The organism is Mesorhizobium sp. M0518, assembly GCF_040321125.1.
Classification (GTDB): Bacteria; Pseudomonadota; Alphaproteobacteria; order Rhizobiales; family Rhizobiaceae; genus Mesorhizobium.
In genome coordinates, this window is record NZ_JAMYQY010000010.1 from 111,297 (window position 1) to 126,074 (window position 14,778).

Annotated in this window: 15 protein-coding genes; 6 read left to right on the plus strand and 9 right to left on the minus strand. The window is 66.1% G+C overall.

The window, feature by feature from the left end; translation table 11 throughout:
• Nucleotides 1-195 precede the first annotated feature (195 nt).
• Genes NKI66_RS16500 through NKI66_RS16510 form a run of 3 tightly spaced genes read right to left on the minus strand, consistent with a single transcriptional unit; the run spans nucleotide 196 to nucleotide 3,996 of the window.
• A complete protein-coding gene (locus NKI66_RS16500; RefSeq protein WP_352441800.1) occupies nucleotides 196-2,454 on the minus strand; it encodes a xanthine dehydrogenase family protein molybdopterin-binding subunit in 2,259 nt (752 codons plus the stop codon).
• Nucleotides 2,444-3,502, minus strand: coding sequence for an FAD binding domain-containing protein (locus NKI66_RS16505; protein WP_352554559.1), 1,059 nt, complete (start codon nucleotides 3,500-3,502; stop codon nucleotides 2,444-2,446). Before NKI66_RS16505 ends, NKI66_RS16500 begins: the two co-directional genes overlap by 11 nt.
• Nucleotides 3,499-3,996, minus strand: coding sequence for a (2Fe-2S)-binding protein (locus tag NKI66_RS16510; RefSeq protein WP_023814339.1), 498 nt, complete (start codon nucleotides 3,994-3,996; stop codon nucleotides 3,499-3,501). The genes NKI66_RS16505 and NKI66_RS16510 overlap by 4 nt, the downstream gene beginning before the upstream one ends.
• Nucleotides 3,997-4,285: 289 nt before the next feature.
• Here NKI66_RS16510 and NKI66_RS16515 point away from each other — a divergent pair, with 289 nt between their 5' ends.
• Nucleotides 4,286-4,906: a TetR/AcrR family transcriptional regulator gene (locus NKI66_RS16515; RefSeq protein ID WP_352611149.1), complete on the plus strand. Its 621-nt coding sequence runs from the start codon at nucleotides 4,286-4,288 to the stop codon at nucleotides 4,904-4,906.
• A 56-nt stretch (nucleotides 4,907-4,962) separates the two neighbouring features.
• On the plus strand, nucleotides 4,963-5,961 hold the full coding sequence (locus NKI66_RS16520) for a bestrophin family protein (RefSeq protein WP_352611150.1): 999 nt from the start codon (nucleotides 4,963-4,965) through the stop codon (nucleotides 5,959-5,961).
• 63 nt (nucleotides 5,962-6,024) lie between these two features.
• Here the strand turns inward: NKI66_RS16520 and NKI66_RS16525 are convergent, their stop codons facing one another.
• The 3 genes from NKI66_RS16525 to NKI66_RS16535 all read right to left on the minus strand — a co-directional run bounded on the left by NKI66_RS16525 (nucleotide 6,025) and on the right by NKI66_RS16535 (nucleotide 8,175).
• Nucleotides 6,025-7,029 carry a zinc-dependent alcohol dehydrogenase family protein gene (locus NKI66_RS16525; protein WP_352752286.1) on the minus strand — a complete coding sequence of 335 codons (1,005 nt, stop codon included), beginning with the start codon at nucleotides 7,027-7,029 and terminating at the stop codon, nucleotides 6,025-6,027.
• Between the two features lie 49 nt (nucleotides 7,030-7,078).
• Nucleotides 7,079-7,339 (minus strand): hypothetical protein, encoded by a 261-nt coding sequence (locus NKI66_RS16530; protein WP_352722047.1) that lies wholly within the window; start codon nucleotides 7,337-7,339, stop codon nucleotides 7,079-7,081.
• 83 nt (nucleotides 7,340-7,422) lie between these two features.
• Nucleotides 7,423-8,175: a DUF899 domain-containing protein gene (locus NKI66_RS16535; protein ID WP_031213983.1), complete on the minus strand. Its 753-nt coding sequence runs from the start codon at nucleotides 8,173-8,175 to the stop codon at nucleotides 7,423-7,425.
• 293 nt (nucleotides 8,176-8,468) lie between these two features.
• Here NKI66_RS16535 and NKI66_RS16540 point away from each other — a divergent pair, with 293 nt between their 5' ends.
• The 3 genes from NKI66_RS16540 to NKI66_RS16550 all read left to right on the plus strand — a co-directional run bounded on the left by NKI66_RS16540 (nucleotide 8,469) and on the right by NKI66_RS16550 (nucleotide 11,332).
• Nucleotides 8,469-9,689: a helix-turn-helix domain-containing protein gene (locus NKI66_RS16540; RefSeq protein ID WP_352752288.1), complete on the plus strand. Its 1,221-nt coding sequence runs from the start codon at nucleotides 8,469-8,471 to the stop codon at nucleotides 9,687-9,689.
• Between the two features lie 35 nt (nucleotides 9,690-9,724).
• Nucleotides 9,725-10,357, plus strand: a complete 633-nt coding sequence (locus tag NKI66_RS16545) for a Vgb family protein (RefSeq protein ID WP_352722043.1) — start codon at nucleotides 9,725-9,727, stop codon at nucleotides 10,355-10,357.
• 144 nt (nucleotides 10,358-10,501) lie between these two features.
• A complete protein-coding gene (locus NKI66_RS16550) occupies nucleotides 10,502-11,332 on the plus strand; it encodes an aldo/keto reductase (protein ID WP_352732322.1) in 831 nt (276 codons plus the stop codon).
• A 58-nt stretch (nucleotides 11,333-11,390) separates the two neighbouring features.
• Here the strand turns inward: NKI66_RS16550 and NKI66_RS16555 are convergent, their stop codons facing one another.
• On the minus strand, nucleotides 11,391-11,696 hold the full coding sequence (locus tag NKI66_RS16555) for a hypothetical protein (RefSeq protein ID WP_013530714.1): 306 nt from the start codon (nucleotides 11,694-11,696) through the stop codon (nucleotides 11,391-11,393).
• A 206-nt stretch (nucleotides 11,697-11,902) separates the two neighbouring features.
• On the opposite strand from NKI66_RS16555, the gene NKI66_RS16560 reads away from it, so the two are divergent.
• The gene (locus NKI66_RS16560) at nucleotides 11,903-13,405 is read left to right on the plus strand and encodes a helicase HerA domain-containing protein (protein ID WP_127297074.1); all 1,503 of its coding nucleotides are present in this window, start codon (nucleotides 11,903-11,905) and stop codon (nucleotides 13,403-13,405) included.
• 134 nt (nucleotides 13,406-13,539) lie between these two features.
• Here the strand turns inward: NKI66_RS16560 and NKI66_RS16565 are convergent, their stop codons facing one another.
• Nucleotides 13,540-14,322, minus strand: a complete 783-nt coding sequence (locus NKI66_RS16565) for an SDR family oxidoreductase (protein ID WP_352722041.1) — start codon at nucleotides 14,320-14,322, stop codon at nucleotides 13,540-13,542.
• A 176-nt stretch (nucleotides 14,323-14,498) separates the two neighbouring features.
• Complete coding sequence (locus tag NKI66_RS16570; RefSeq protein ID WP_352722039.1) at nucleotides 14,499-14,777, minus strand: usg protein; 279 nt, start codon at nucleotides 14,775-14,777, stop codon at nucleotides 14,499-14,501.
• Between the last annotated feature and the right edge of the window lies 1 nt (nucleotide 14,778).

The following is a 14,778-nucleotide window of genomic DNA, read 5'->3' on the forward strand; positions in this document are numbered from 1 at the left end:
CGGTTGACTCATGTTGGCCGGCGGGACCTCGCGCCGGCTGTGCGGCCCTTCGCTGCCGCTCCCTGTCCTTCGGGCGTTCAGCCCCTTAAAAAGGTCCACTGGACCTTTTGATCCGCCCGAAGGCAGACCGGGCTTTCACCGTTCGTCGGACGGGAGCCAAGCAATTGGCTTCCCGTCCGCTAGGCGGACCACTCCTCACCCCAGCAGGTCCTCGATGCGGATCGGAAAGCGCCGCGGCCGCACGCCGGTCGCATGCCAGACTGCATTGGCGACGGCGCCGGCCGTGCCGGTGATGCCGATTTCGCCAACGCCCTTGATGCCGAGCGCGTTGACATGAGGGTCGTCCTCGTGGACCAGCAGCGCCTCGACCGACGGAACGTCGGCATTCACCGGGACATGATATTCGGCGAGGTTGGCATTCTGGATCCGGCCCGAGCGCCGGTCGGTGATGGCTTCCTCATTCAGCGCGAACGAGACGCCCCAGATCATGCCGCCATAATACTGGCTGCGCACCAGCCTGGGATTGATGATCCGCCCGGCGGCGAACGCGCCGACCAGCCTTGTGACGCGGATCTGGCCGAAATCCGGATCGACCTTCACCTCGGCAAACACGGCGCCGTGCGCGTGCTTGGCATAGGTCTCCTGGGATGCCGGGTCGGGAGCGCCTTTGCCATGGCCCTCGATCTCGGTGAGGCCCGCGCGCTTGAGGATCTCGGCATAGCTTTCACCGCGGCTTTCATCGTCGCGCCGATAGAGGTGGCCGCCGCGCGCCAGCACGCCTTCATTGCCGGCGCCGAACAGCGGCGAGGCCTCGTTGCCGGTGGCGAGATCGGCAAGCCTGGCGATGACGGCGGCACCCGCATTGTGGATCGCCATGCCGGCCGTCGCCGTGTGGCCGGAGCCGCCGGCAATGCCTGCATTGGGCAGGTCGGAACTGCCGGCCCTGAAATCGACCTGGTCGATATCCAGTCCCAGTCCGTCGGCCGCGATCTGGGCGAAGGCGGTCCAGGCGCCTTGCCCCATGTCCTGCGCGCCGGTCTCCATCAGGCCGCTGCCATCGGCCCTCAGCACCGCACGCGCTTCGGCCTGGAACATGAGCGCTGGAAAGGTCGCCGTGCCCATGCCCCAGCCGGTGAGGAAACCGTCGGCGTCGCGCATCAGCCGAGGCTGAAGCGGGCGGCTCGCCCAGCCGAACGTCTCGGCCGCTTGCCTGTAGCACTCGCGCAGCGCCTTGGAGGAAAACGGCTTGCCGGTCATCGGCTCGACCTCGGCATAGTTCCGCAGCCGGAACTCCAGCGGGTCCATGCCGCAAGCGTGTGCCGCCTCATCGATGGCGCTTTCGAGTGCGATCGAGCCGGTGGCTTCGCCGGGCGCCCGCATGAACAGCGGCGTACCGGTGTCCAACCGCACCGCATCGTGCGAGGTGGCGATGGCCGGGCTGGCATAGAGCGTGTGCGAGGCATCCGCCGCCGGTTCGAAGAAATCGTCGAACGTGCTCGACGCAGTCTTGGCGTGATGGTCGAGTGCCGTCAGCCGCCCTTCGCCATCCATGCCCATGCGCAGCGTCTGGCGCGTCGGCGCACGGTGGCCGACCGGGCCGTACATCTGCTCACGCCGCAGCACCAGCTTGACCGGACGGCCGACGAGGCGCGCCGCCAGAATGCCGAGCACCTGCGGCCCGGAGATCATGCCTTTCGAGCCAAAGCCGCCACCCAGGAACGGGCTCCGGATGTGGACGTTTTCCGGCGCGATGCCGAACAGGCCGGCGATGCGGCCCTGCGCCATGGCAAGGCCCTGACTCGGCGTGTCGATCGACAGTGTGTCGCCATCCCAGGCGACGACGATCGCATGCGGCTCCATGGCGTTGTGGTACTGGGCCGGCGTCTCGTAGGTGGCCTCTATCCGCGTCTTTGCGGATTTGAGGCCGGCCTCGACATCGCCCTTGTGCTGCACCGCCGGACCGCCGACACCGACACCGCGCGGCACGAAGCTTTCAGCGCCGTCGAGGCCAACGCGCGCCGGCAGCACTTCATAACGCGGCGACAGCAGCGCCGCCCCCTCGGTCGCCGCCTCCAGCGTCTCGGCGATCACCACGGCGATGCTCTGGTTGGGGTAGCGGACCTGATCGTTTTGCAGCAGGTCGAGCCGGAACATGAAGGGATGGTCCTTGGCATCCGGATCGGCGGCGAGCGCCGGCCGGTTCTTGGGCGTCATCACCTCGACCACGCCCTGGTGCGCCTTGGCCGCCTCGATATCCAGCGCGGCAACGCGGCCGCGCGCGATGCTAGAGACAGCGAGCACGGCGTAAAGCATGCCGGGCGGATGGTTGTCGGCGGCATAGCGCGCGGCTCCGGTGACTTTCAGAAAGCCGTCGCGACGGGTCAGCGGCTGGCCGATGCTGGAACCCTGCCGGGCATGGGCGGGTTGCTGGTTGAGGCTGAGTTCAAGCGTCATGGCGCGCTCCGGGAATGTTCGAGAACGGGGAGGCAGGAAGGGCAGGCAGCCGCTCGGGCGTTCCCGCCTGGGCAGACATCAGCGCCCTGACCACGATGCGTCGGGCAAGCTCGATCTTGAACGCATTGTCGCCGGATGGGCTGGCATCGGCCAGGGCGGCCTCCGCCGCACTGGCGAAGTTCACCTCGTTGGCGTCCGCGCCAAGCAGGACGGCTTCCGCCGTTCGTGCCCGCCACGGCTTGGCCGCGACGCCGCCCAGCGCCAGCCTTGCGGCGCGGATCTTGCCGTCATCGACGACGAGCGCTGCCGCGGCCGATACGACGGCAAAAGCATAAGAGGTGCGTTCGCGGACTTTCAGGTAACGGGCATTGGCGGAGAAGGAGGCCGCCTCCGCCGGCAGGCGCACTGCCACGATCAGGTCGCCGGGCTCCAGCGCATTCTCCCGTTGCGGCGTTTCGCCGGGAAGCCGGTGGAATTCCTCCAGCGTCACATGGCGCCGGCCCTTCTTGCCCTCGATCTCGACCACCGCATCGAGCGCCACCAGCGGCACGCAGAAGTCCGACGGATGGGTGGCGATGCAGGCATCGCTCCAGCCGAGCACGGCGTGCAGGCGGTTCTCGCCTTCCAGCGCGTCGCAGCCGGCGCCAGGCTCGCGCCTGTTGCAGGCGCTGGCGGTGTCGTAGAAATAGCTGCAGCGCGTGCGCTGCAACAGATTGCCGCCGACGGTCGCGGCGTTGCGAAGCTGAGCCGAAGCGCCCGACAGCAGCGCCTCGGCCACCGCCGGATAGGATTTGGCGAACGCCGGATCGTAGGCAAGGTCGGCATTACGGACCAGCGCACCGATGCGCAGGCCACCATCGTCCAGCCGTTCGATGCGGTTGAGCTCCGGCAACCTGGAAATGTCGACGATACGCTCGGGACTGGTGATGCCGCCTTTCATCAGGTCGAGCAGATTGGTGCCGCCGGCGAGATAGGCCGAGCCCGGCTCGGCTGCCGCGGCGATGGCGTCGGGGATGGTGGCGGGCCTGATGTAGTCGAAGTCTCTCATGCCGCGGTCCTCCGGTCGGCTTTGACAAGCTGTTGCTGGGCTTCCAGGACGGCCTCGACGATGCCGCCATAGGCCGCGCAGCGGCATATGTTGCCGCTCAGCCCCTCGCGGATGCGTTCGGGATCGTCGCCGGCCTGTCCCTCGGCGATCAGGCCGAGCGTGCTCATGATCTGGCCGGGCGTGCAGAACCCGCACTGGAAGCCGTCATGGGCGATGAAGGCGGCCTGCACAGGATGCAGTTCCTCGCCGTGGGCGACGCCTTCGATGGTCAAGACTTGGGCGCCGTCATGGCTGACCGCCAGCGCCAGGCACGAGTTGATGCGCTTGCCGTCGACCAGCACCGTGCAGGCGCCGCACTGGCCGCGATCGCAGCCCTTCTTGGTGCCCGTGAGATCGAGCCGCTCGCGCAGCAGGTCGAGCAGGGTTACGCGTGGATCGACCTCCAGTTCGTGTTTGTGTCCGTTGATGGTGAGGGTGATGGGAAGGCTGGTCATGGGCGTCTGGCTCCAGTTGCTTGACGCGGATGGGATTGAACTGGTGCCTTGCCGCAGAAGGGCAAGGTAACCGTTCGGTCAGGTCTTGACGGCGAAAGCGGAGATGGCAGCGGGTCTCCCGCGAGGCAGGCGGGCAGGGGAGATGTCGGCTTGCGTGTTCGAAAGACGTGACATACCGGTTCCCCTGATTATATGATAAAGGTGCTCCACTAAAACGGAGGCGCCTCCGTTTATTACGTGGTGGCTGACCCGGCCGGGTTCAAGCCCCCTGACACGATGTGGAGAAAAATTGGCCAGCGAGCCGTCCGCCATTGCTGAACAGAAGGCCGAGGCCGTAGACGCAAAGCCGCTGCGCGCCGATGCGCGGCGCAACCGCGACCGGCTGGTCGAGGTGGCGGTGTCAGTCTTTGCCGAGCGCGGAATCGATGGCTCGCTGGAGGAGATCGCGCGCCGCGCCGGCGTCGGCATCGGCACGCTCTACCGGCATTTCCCGACGCGCGAGCATCTGGTCGAGGTGGTCTATCGCCGCGAGGTGGAGGCGCTGTGCGCGGCCGCCGGCGAGCTTGCCCAAAAACATCCGTCCGATGTCGCGCTGGAACAGTGGATGCAGCGCTTCGTCGACTACATCGCCACCAAGCGCGGCCTGGCGACCAGCCTGCGCATTGTGCTCACCACCAATTCGACGCTGTTTTCCGACACGTTCGGCCGGGTGTCGCAAGCCTTGCGACGACTGGTCGAGGCGGCGGTGGCCGACGGCACCATCCGCGGCGACGTCGACGCTTCCGACGTGCTGCACGCGCTGTCGGGCATCTACTCGGCACCCGACACCCCGGAATGGCGCGACCGTTCGCGCCGGCTGGTCAAGCTGCTGATGGACGGGTTGCGGTTCGGGGCTGCAAAGGCGCAATGAGGCGACGAGATTCCGGCGGTGCAAAACCACACCTGTCGATAAGTGGAGGGGACCCGATGTATGTAGGCCGTTCCTACAAAATAGTGGATTTCGCGCTCTGGTCGCGGCGCAGCGTCATCTACATGGTGGTGGTGAGCGGACTGGCCGTGGCGGCCTACCGTTTTCCGGGCATCGCCGGGTTCTCGGTGCCATGGTCGGTGGTGCTGGTGCTTGGCACCACCGTATCACTCGTTGCCGGGTTCAAGAATTCGCAGGTGTTCACCCGCAGCAGCGACGCGCTGCAGGCTTTTACGCAAATTACGGCCAGCAGCCGGTTGTGGTCCAATTTCTGCAGGGATTTCCTCGACGCGCCGACGGCCAGACAGCTCATCTATCGCCACATCGCCTGGATGACGGCATTGCGTTTTTCCCTGCGCCGGCCGATGCCATGGGAATCCATGGCGCGGGCCGCCAATATCGAATACCGGCGGCGCTACCGTATCCATGAGGATGCGAGCTCGGTCGCCAACGAGCTGGCTCCACTGCTCGCCGAACAGGCCGAGGACGTCCTGAAATCGCCCCAGCCGGCGATAGCCCTGCTCGAACTGCAATCTGTCCAGGTCAATGCGCTGTTCAAGGACACAAAGCTCCCTCCTCAGATCTATGGCGAACTGACCAAGCTGATCCGCGACTTCCATGACCAGCAGGCGCGCTGCGATCGCATCAAGAACAATCCCTATCCCAGGCAATACGCCATCGTCAGTTCGATGTTCGTGATGATCTTCTGCACGCTGCTGCCATTCGGGGTCGTTCCCGTCTTTGCCGATATGGGCAAACTGGGTGGCGCGCTCGGGTCGATCGCAATCTGGCTGACGATCCCGTTCAGCACGCTGCTGGGCTGGGCTTACATGTCCCTCGACCAGGTCGGCGAAAGCAGCGCCAACCCATTCGAGGGCAACGCCAACGACGTTCCGATCTCGCAGATATGCCGCGACATCGAGATCGAGTTGCGCAGCGGGCTCGGTGAGGCCGACCTTCCCAAGCCCCTGCTGCCGGTCAACGACATCGCGACCTAGGCAGAATCACGACGAAGGCACGGACCCGACGGTCCCCTTCATCGTGCTGCTGGTGGAGAGTGCTCAAACTTCAAGGCAGACCTTGCCGAAATGCTTTTGGGATTCGTAGTGCGCGAAGGCGGTGGCGATGTCCTGCAGCGGAAAATGGCGGTCTATGACGGGCTTCAGCCTGATAGCCTCTTTCGCCCGGATCATATCCTCCTGGTCGGCCCGGCTGCCGATGGAAATGCCGCTGATGCGGATCTGGTTGGAAAACAGGGCGGGGATAGACACTTCCGCCGCAAAGCCGGTCAGGACTCCGACCAGCGCGATGTGACCGCCCGTTCTGCAGGCCGCAATGGACTGCGCCAGCGTGGCGGGTCCGCCGACCTCGATCACGTGATCGACGCCGCGTCCGTCGGTCAAATCCCTGGCCTTGCGGCCCCAGTCCGGGACGGACTTGTAGTTGATGATGGCGTCGGCTCCGAGGCGCTTGAGCCGCTCCAGCTTCTGCTCGTCGGATGAGGTGGCGATGACCCGGGCGCCGGCGGCTTTGGCGAATTGCAGCGCGAACAGCGATACGCTGCCCGAACCGAGGACCAGCACCGCGTCGCCCGGCCTCACCTTGCCGCACACAACCAGGCCGCGCCAGGCAGTAACGCCGGTGCAGGTGAGCGACGCCGCCTCGACATGCGTATAGCCTGTCGGTGCCCTAGTGAAAGCGTGCGCCGGCATGCAGACATACTCGCTGGCGAAGCCGTCGAAACTGTCTCCCGGAATATCGCGCCGGGTCGAGGGCATCATGTCGCCGCCCAGCCACCAGGGATAGAAGACGCTGACGACGCTGTCTCCGGGCTTGAGTGCATCGACACCGTCGCCGAGGGCAATCACTTCGCCGGCGCCGTCGGAGAGTGGAACGCGGCCGTCGGCGAGAGGCATCTTGCCTTGCACGGCAAAGTCGTCGCGCATGTTCAACGCGCAAGCCCGGATCCTGACCAGCACCTCGCCCGGCCCTGGCTGGGGCGGATCTTCCTCGACCAGGTCGAGATTGCCCAAGCCGCCCGGCGCTCTCAGCCTGACCAGTCTCATTGTCTTCTCCGATTTGTGGGGTGTTTGGAATTGGAACGGCGCGCTGCGCCTAGCGGACCTGCCTGCCGGAAATCACCCGCAGCCAGGGCGCCAGATGGAATGCGCTCATCAGCAGATACATCGCGGCCATACCCGTGAGCGGCGAGGCGTTGGTGCCCATGCACTGCATGGCCGCATCGCCGCAGAAGATGCAGGTGAGCAGCGCCATCACGGCGAAGGTCGGTGCCGCGGCAAGGCAAAGCCAGTCGGCCAGCCCGAGGGTGGTGGCTTCCGGGATCGCGCTGCCGGCACCTGTGTGGATATCGCTCATGGTCTTGATCCCTGATGATTATGCCAGCCCCGACTGGTTCCTCTCCTCACGGAGCGGGGACAGGAACCCAGGCTGGACAACCGTTACTGCTCGCCCTTGTCGCGGAATGCAGCTTCGCCGGCAGCAGACACTTCTTCCCATTTCTTGTCGGCCCCGGCGTCGTAATTGTCGTGCCAGTTCCACCAGGAGTAGAGCGGAGTCTGTGGATAGCCCTCAGGCGAGTCTTCCCAGATTTCCTGGCGGCCGAGCGGCGTCGCGTCGAGATAGCTCCAGACGGTGCCCATCGCCTCGTCGCCGCGGCTGTTGATCAAGTAGGTGCGGAAGATGCGGTCGCCGTCATGGATGAAGACGTTGTGGCCGTGCCATTCGTCGACGCCGAAGTCCTTGTCGAAACTGTCGGTGATTGTGTACCACGGCATCTCCCAGCCCATCCGCTGCTTCAGCCGCGCAATGTCGGCCTGCGGGGCACGTGAAGCGTAGGCAAGCGTAGTGTCGCGGGCATTGAGATGGGCGAGGTGGCCGACCTGGTCGGCGCCAAGGGAACAGCCGCGGCAGGCGTGATCTGGCCAGCCATGCACGCCGGGCTCGAAGAAGGCGCGGTAGACGATCAACTGGCGGCGGCCTTCGAACAGATCGAGCAGGCTCGCTTTGCCGTTCGGCCCCTCGAACACATAGGCCTTGTCCACTTCCATCCAGGGCATGCGCCGGCGCTCGGCGGCCAATGCGTCCTTGGCGCGCAGCGTTGCCTTTTCCTTCACCAGCATCTGTTCGCGGGCGGCTTCCCAGTCCTGCCTCGAAACGATCGGCGGGGTCTTCATTGCGATGTGCTTGGTCATTGGTCGTCTCCTTTGCCAGTCTGTTGCCGCGCGGTTGCGACGTGTGGTTGCTTGCCGTGAGCTAGAATAGGGCGGTCAATCGCGGGGATGGGAGTTACAAGTGTGACGGGATTTGAAAGAGCCGGCCCGCCGCAGCAGGGGTGGCGCATCCGCTCAGTGCCCCCGACAGTGTCGTTCATCGCGTGGTTCTCCCTTGTTGTGCCGCTGCCGATACGGCTTGCTGGTTGGCGGCCATGACTTAAGTTAGGGCGCTGAGCGCTGGGGGTGGGAGTTACAAGTGTGACGGGATTTGAATGGATTCGCTGATCACCGCCGCGGCACTGGCGCTGGCCGGAGGCGATCCGCTCGGCGCGCTGGACCGCGTTGCCTTGCGTGAGGATGCGCCGGCGCTGGCGCTGCGCGGCATCGCGATGGCGCAGCTCGGCGATCTTGATCGCGCCAAGGCGCTGCTGCGGCGTGCCGCGCGTGGCTTCGGCCCCAAAGAGGCGGTGGCGCGCGCCAGATGCGTCGTCGCCGAGGCCGAGATCGCGCTGGTTTCGCGTGACCTCGGCTGGCCCGCCAAGGCTTTGGATGCGGCGCGGGCGACGCTGGAAAAGCATGGCGACCGGCTGAACGCCGCGCATGCCGGCCACCTCAAGGTGCGGCGTCTGCTGCTGATCGGCCGTCTCGATGAGGCTGAAGATGTGCTGGCCGGGCTCGATCCGATGCCGCTTCCGCCGGCCTCGAGGGCCGCGCACGAGCTCGCCGTTGCCGGCATCGCGATGCGGCGCCTCAAGACGAAGCCGGCGCGCAGGGCGTTGGAGTGGGCACGCCACGCCGCCCGCCGGGCCGGCATTCCGGGCCTGATGGCAGAGGTCGACAGCGCTTTCCTGGCGCTGGACACGCCGGCGGCGCGGCTGATCGCGGCTGGCAATCAGCGCCCGTTGCTGCTTGAGGACGTCGAGGCGTTGCAGGCGTCGCCGGCGCTGCTGGTCGATAGCTTTCGCTACGTCGTGCGCCAACAGGAGAAAACGGTCTCGCTGGCAACGCGCCCGGTGCTGTTTGCGCTGGCCCGTACGCTCGCCGAAGCGTGGCCAGGCGATGTGTCGAGGGCGAGGCTGATCGCTGAAGCCTTCGGCGGCAGGCACGCCGATGAATCGCACCGGGCGCGGCTGCGGGTCGAGATCGGCCGGCTGCGCGCCGAATTGCGCGGGCTGGCCGACATCGGCGCGACCAGGCAGGGCTTCGCGCTGGCGCCGCGCCACGGACGCGAGGTGCTGGTGCTGGCCCGGCCGATCGAGGAGCGGCACGCGGCAGTGCTGGCCTTCCTTGCCGATGGTGAATCCTGGGCGAGTTCGGCGCTGGCACTGGCGCTCGGTACCGGCCAGCGCAGCGTGCAGCGGGCGCTGGAGCAGCTTGGCGAGGCCGGCAAGGTGCAGTTTTTCGGTCACGGCCGGGCGCGCCGCTGGATGACGCCGCCGGTGGCGGGATTCACGACCACCTTGTTACTCCCGGCGCCGCTGCCGAGTGGTTAGTAAGGCACATCAGATCATCTCGTGAGGATAAAGACATGAAACATTCAAAAGCCGAAATCCTGCGCGAATACGGACCCTTTGCCGATGTGGAGAGGGTGCATGGGGTGAGCTTTGACGGCAACAACGTCTGGTTTGCCTCGGGCGAGAAGCTGAACGCCTTCGATCCGGAAAGCGGGCAGGCGCTGCGCTCGATCGATGTCGCGGCACATGCCGGCACCGCTTATGACGGCCAGCATTTCTTCCAGCTTGCCAATGACCGCATCCAGAAGATCGACCCAGATACCGGCCAGGTGCTGGCGACCATTCCGGCGCCAGGCGGCGGCGGCGATTCCGGGCTGACCTGGGCCGAAGGGACGCTGTGGGTGGGGCAATACCGCGAACGCAAGATCCATCAGATCGACCCGGAGACGGGGGCGATCCTGCGCACCATCGAATCCAACCGTTTCGTCACCGGGGTGACATGGGTCGAGGGCGAGCTATGGCACGCCACCTGGGAAGGCGAGCAGAGCGACCTGCGCCGCGTCGACCCGCGATCAGGCAAGGTTCTCGAGAAGCTCGACATGCCGGCCGGCATGGGCGTGTCGGGGCTGGAATCCGATGGCGGCGACCGCCTCTATTGCGGCAGCACTTCGGCCGGTGTGGTGCGGGCGGTGCGCCGGCCGCGATGAGATTGCGGCTGACGCCGAGATCACGGCTGCAGGCGCACTTCACACGGCAATTTGTCCGCTGTCGGGTGGTCGTCGCACCCTGTCGGACCTAGATAGGCTGTGCACCGGGCAGAACGCCCGGACCCGCTTTGCAAAGGATCCCCCATGCCCGAACAGATCGCATTGAACGACGGCTCCGCCATTCCCCAACTCGGCCTTGGCGTGTGGCAGGTCGACCAGGATATTACCGCCGAGGTGGTGGGTTGGGGCATTGAGGCCGGCTATCGCCTGATCGACACCGCCGAAGGCTACCAGAACGAGGAAGGGGTCGGAAAGGCGATCCGCAGCGCCGGCGTGTCGCGGGCTGAGCTGTTCATCACCTCGAAACTGCGCAACGGCGCACACCAGCGCGATGCGGCGCTACGCGCCTTCGATGACACCATGGCCAAGCTCGGCATTGAGCAGATCGACCTGTTCCTGATCCACTGGCCTGTGCCCAGCCAAGACAAATATGTCGAGGCCTGGAAGACGCTGGTCGAACTCCGGCAGGCCGGCCGCATCAAGTCGATCGGCGTTTCGAATTTCAACCCGGACCATCTGGAGCGCATCATCGCGGAAACCGGCGTGACGCCCGTCGTCAACCAGATCGAGCTGCATCCCCAGTTCCAGCAACGCGGTGTCAGGGACTTTCACACCAAGCACGACATCCGTATCGAAAGCTGGAGCCCGTTGGGCAGCGGCCGGCTGCTCGGCGATCCGACCATTGCAGGCATCGCCAAAAAACATGGCAAGTCCGTCGCCCAGGCGATCATCCGCTGGCATCTCCAGGAGGGGCTGATCGTCATTCCAAAGTCGATCCGCCGGGATCGCATCGCCGCCAATTTCGATGTCTTCGATTTCGAACTGGATGCGCAGGACCTGCAGACGATCCGCGGCATGGATTCGCCCGAAGGCCGCAACGGGCCCAACCCCGCCACGGCCGCGTTCCTGTTCTGAGAGGAGCAGGTTAGAGACGCCAACCGTGGAGTTGCCAATCTCCGGCCTCTCCGCGCTCTTAAATCCCGGACCCATCCAGCTGCTGGGCGTCTTCGCCTTCCCACGGCGCCGGCATCGACGCGCGGCTGAGGTTGGCCGTCGGCAGCGGCATCCAGCACTTCAGTTCCGGGTCAGCGTATTCGATAACGCGCCCGGGCGAGGAGTCCGATGCGCGCCAGCCTTCCGAGGCGAACTGGTCGGCACGCGACCAATAGGCGAGGTCGACTTCCGCCGGCCCCTGTTCGGACGGGCGCACCGTGACCAGGATCCGGCTGCCATCCTTCGGCGCCGTCGACATGTGCCGCCACCGTTCGGGCTCGTCCATCGCATTTCTCCTCGTACTCCTAGCGTTGGATGGAGTGTCGCCTCGTGGTCCGAAGGGGTCAACCCAAAGTTTCAGTCAGGCATCGGCTGATGACCCTGCAGACGGTGCCTGCACAGTTGTGCGCAACACGCCGCAGGCGGTCATGCGCGCTCGACGGGCCGTGACCCAGTTGATAAGCCCGTCTGCGAAGGAGCGCCTGAGTCGAGATGACCGTTGCGATCGAGATGGGACAGACGACCGCAGGCGCCCCGGCGAAGCTGGATCTTGAGGAGCTGCTCGCGACGCGCCTTTTGGTGCAGGGCAATTCAGGCTCCGGCAAGTCGCATCTGTTGCGGCGCCTGCTGGAGCAGAGCGCGCCCTGGGTGCAGCAGACCATCATCGATCCCGAGGGCGACTTCGTTTCGCTGGGCGACCGTTACGGCCATCTGGTGATCGATGCCGAGCAGCATACCGAGCGCGGCCTGCAGGCGGCCGGCGAGCGGGCGCGCATGCATCGCGTCTCCACCGTGCTCAATCTCGAAGGGCTCGACGCCGAGAACCAGATGCGGCGTGCCGCCGCCTTCCTCGGCGGGCTGTTCGAGGTCGCCCGTGACCACTGGTACCCGATGCTGGTGGTGGTGGATGAGGCGCAGCTGTTCGCGCCAGCGGTGGCCGGAGAGGTGTCGGACGAAGCGCGAAAGCTCTCGCTCGGCGCCATGACCAATTTGATGTGTCGTGGCCGCAAGCGCGGGCTGGCCGGCATCATTGCCACCCAGCGCCTGGCCAAGCTCGCCAAGAACGTCGCAGCCGAGGCGTCCAATTTTCTCATGGGCCGCACCTTCCTCGATATCGACATGGCGCGTGCCGCCGATCTTCTGGGCATGGAACGGCGCCAGGCGGAAGCGTTCCGCGATCTGGAACGCGGGCAGTTCATGGCGCTCGGTCCGGCGCTGTCGCGCCGTCCGCTGGGGCTGCGCATCGGCCCGACCGACACCAGCCCGCGCAACGGCACGCCGCGGCTCATGGCAATGCCGGAATCCGCGCTGGAAGACGCACGCGCGATCATCCTGGCGGCGCCGCCCCCCGAGACGGTGCGCACGCCGCGCCGCCCGGCGTCGCCGGACCTGCTCGACCAGCTGATGGCGGCCAAATCGGCGGCACTGGAAATGCGTCCCGAGCCGGCGGAGCCGCAAATCAGCGCGGAGGATCTGGCCGAGCGCCGCGAGCGCGTCGACCGTGTGCTGCGCGCCATCCTGGCGCAACCCGACGCCGGTTTTCGCGTGATCGGCGTGCTCTATCAGGAATTCGTGGTCCGCTGCCGCATAGAAGGCCTCGCCTCGGTTGTGCCGGACCTGCCGGAGTTCCGCCGCATGCTGACGCGCGCCCGTGCCGGTCTTGGTTCCGAGACGACGCAGGATGACGCGTGGCGGGACGTTTCTGTCCGCGCGTCGCTGCTGCCCGACGACATGCAGGGCGTGTTCATGATGATCGCCCGTGCGGCGAAAGAGGGCTGGCCGTGCCCGAGCGACGCCGCGATCGCCCGCGCCTACGGCTCGCACTCGCTGCGCCGCGCCCGGCGCCTCTTGACCTATATCGAGGAGCAGGGGCTCATCGTCTGCCAACTCGACGGGACAGGCCGGCGCACCGTGACGCTGGTCGAATTGGCCTGGGCCACCGCACCGGGAGATCCGAATGCCGAGGAGGTGGAGCAGGGGAGCCTGGCGCTGTGAGGCGGGGCGGGCGCTTTGAGCGAATGTGGCGATAGGCTTTTTCAGTCACCGTCATCGCGGCCAATTTTTGACGGCAACGGTGAAATCGCCGACGCCGAAATGCGCCGTGCAGGGCGCTTGCGTTTCGCTGGCGCTCATCGGTTCGCCCCGATCACCCACTGTTCCTGGTCGACGAGCGTGCCGGTCATCGGCCCGGCAGCATCCGAAAGCAGGAAGACGGCGAGGTTCGCGATGTCGCTCGTCGAGAACAGGCGGCCGAAAGGTTGCGAGGCGTTGGCGGCATCGAGCCAGCCCGGCCCGTTATCCAGCGTGTCGGCCTGCATGACGCGTTCGGCCGGCGTGTCGGTCCAGCCGACATTGATGCCGTTGACGCGGATGCGATCGAAGCGATGGGCGTTGGCGGCGTTCTTGGTCAGCGTGGCCAGCGCGCCCTTGCTGGCGGAATAGACGGCGAGCTCCGGCGAGCCGCAATGGGCGTTGATCGACAGGATGTTGACGATGGCGCCGCCCTGACCGCGCTTCTTCATGTCGGCGATGGCCGCCTGCATGAGGAAGAACGGTGCCCGCGCGTTGACCGCGAACAGCGAGGCCCAGCCGTCGAGATCGGCATCGAGGAACGAGGCCCGGTCGGTCAGCCCTGCGGCGTTGACCAGCGCATCGATGCGGCCGAAGCGCTCGATGCACGCTTGCGCCAAAAGGGCAGGGGCGGCCGGGTCGGCGAGGTCGGTGGCGACGAAGAGCGTTGGTGTGCCAAGCTGCGAAAGCTCCGCCGCCACCGCATCGCCGCGGGCCTTATCACGCCCGGTGACGAGCAGGCCGCCGGCGCCGGAACGCGCCAAGGTCTCGGCGATGGCGCGGCCAATGCCTTGCGTCGAGCCGGTGACCAGCGCCACCTTGCCGTTGAGCTGAAGCTCCATTCCTCTCCCCCGCATCGCATCTGGTTTCAGGCTAGCGCGGCACGATCGTTTTACAACATGGAAATTGGAAATTTTGGAGGGGAGGCTGTTGGCTGTCGCGGTGCGTGGGGCCGGCGAGAGCCTGCCCTAACGCCGCCGCTCCAGGCGAAGCAGGAGCGGCGGCCGTCGCAAAGACCCTAGTGGACCGTGATGATGCCCTCGACGGCCCGCCATTCCGAAGGCTGGATGAGCCGGTGATGAGCAACGCGGACCGAGTGCAGCGGGCCGTCGAGCTCGCGCTCCCAATATTGGAGAAAGCCCTTGAACTCGGGAAAGGCCGGAGCGAGATCATAGTCCTGCCAGACATAGAGCTGAAGCAGGCTCGGATGATCGGGCAGGTGATAGTGGATTTCGGCCGTCGTCAGGCCATAACCTTCCATTTGCAGGCGGAATTCGCTGCTGACCGTATCGACCATG

Coding starts and splice junctions, on each gene's coding strand:
- NKI66_RS16555 (WP_013530714.1), bottom strand. CDS start 11,696: ATGGACGAGCCCGAACGGTGGCGGCACATGTCGACGGCGCCGAAGGAT.
- NKI66_RS16560 (WP_127297074.1), top strand. CDS start 11,903: ATGACCGTTGCGATCGAGATGGGACAGACGACCGCAGGCGCCCCGGCG.
- NKI66_RS16505 (WP_352554559.1), bottom strand. CDS start 3,502: ATGAGAGACTTCGACTACATCAGGCCCGCCACCATCCCCGACGCCATC.
- NKI66_RS16550 (WP_352732322.1), top strand. CDS start 10,502: ATGCCCGAACAGATCGCATTGAACGACGGCTCCGCCATTCCCCAACTC.
- NKI66_RS16525 (WP_352752286.1), bottom strand. CDS start 7,029: ATGAGACTGGTCAGGCTGAGAGCGCCGGGCGGCTTGGGCAATCTCGAC.
- NKI66_RS16570 (WP_352722039.1), bottom strand. CDS start 14,777: ATGGTCGATACGGTCAGCAGCGAATTCCGCCTGCAAATGGAAGGTTAT.
- NKI66_RS16520 (WP_352611150.1), top strand. CDS start 4,963: ATGTATGTAGGCCGTTCCTACAAAATAGTGGATTTCGCGCTCTGGTCG.
- NKI66_RS16500 (WP_352441800.1), bottom strand. CDS start 2,454: ATGACGCTTGAACTCAGCCTCAACCAGCAACCCGCCCATGCCCGGCAG.
- NKI66_RS16535 (WP_031213983.1), bottom strand. CDS start 8,175: ATGACCAAGCACATCGCAATGAAGACCCCGCCGATCGTTTCGAGGCAG.
- NKI66_RS16545 (WP_352722043.1), top strand. CDS start 9,725: ATGAAACATTCAAAAGCCGAAATCCTGCGCGAATACGGACCCTTTGCC.
- NKI66_RS16565 (WP_352722041.1), bottom strand. CDS start 14,322: ATGGAGCTTCAGCTCAACGGCAAGGTGGCGCTGGTCACCGGCTCGACG.
- NKI66_RS16510 (WP_023814339.1), bottom strand. CDS start 3,996: ATGACCAGCCTTCCCATCACCCTCACCATCAACGGACACAAACACGAA.
- NKI66_RS16530 (WP_352722047.1), bottom strand. CDS start 7,339: ATGAGCGATATCCACACAGGTGCCGGCAGCGCGATCCCGGAAGCCACC.
- NKI66_RS16540 (WP_352752288.1), top strand. CDS start 8,469: ATGGATTCGCTGATCACCGCCGCGGCACTGGCGCTGGCCGGAGGCGAT.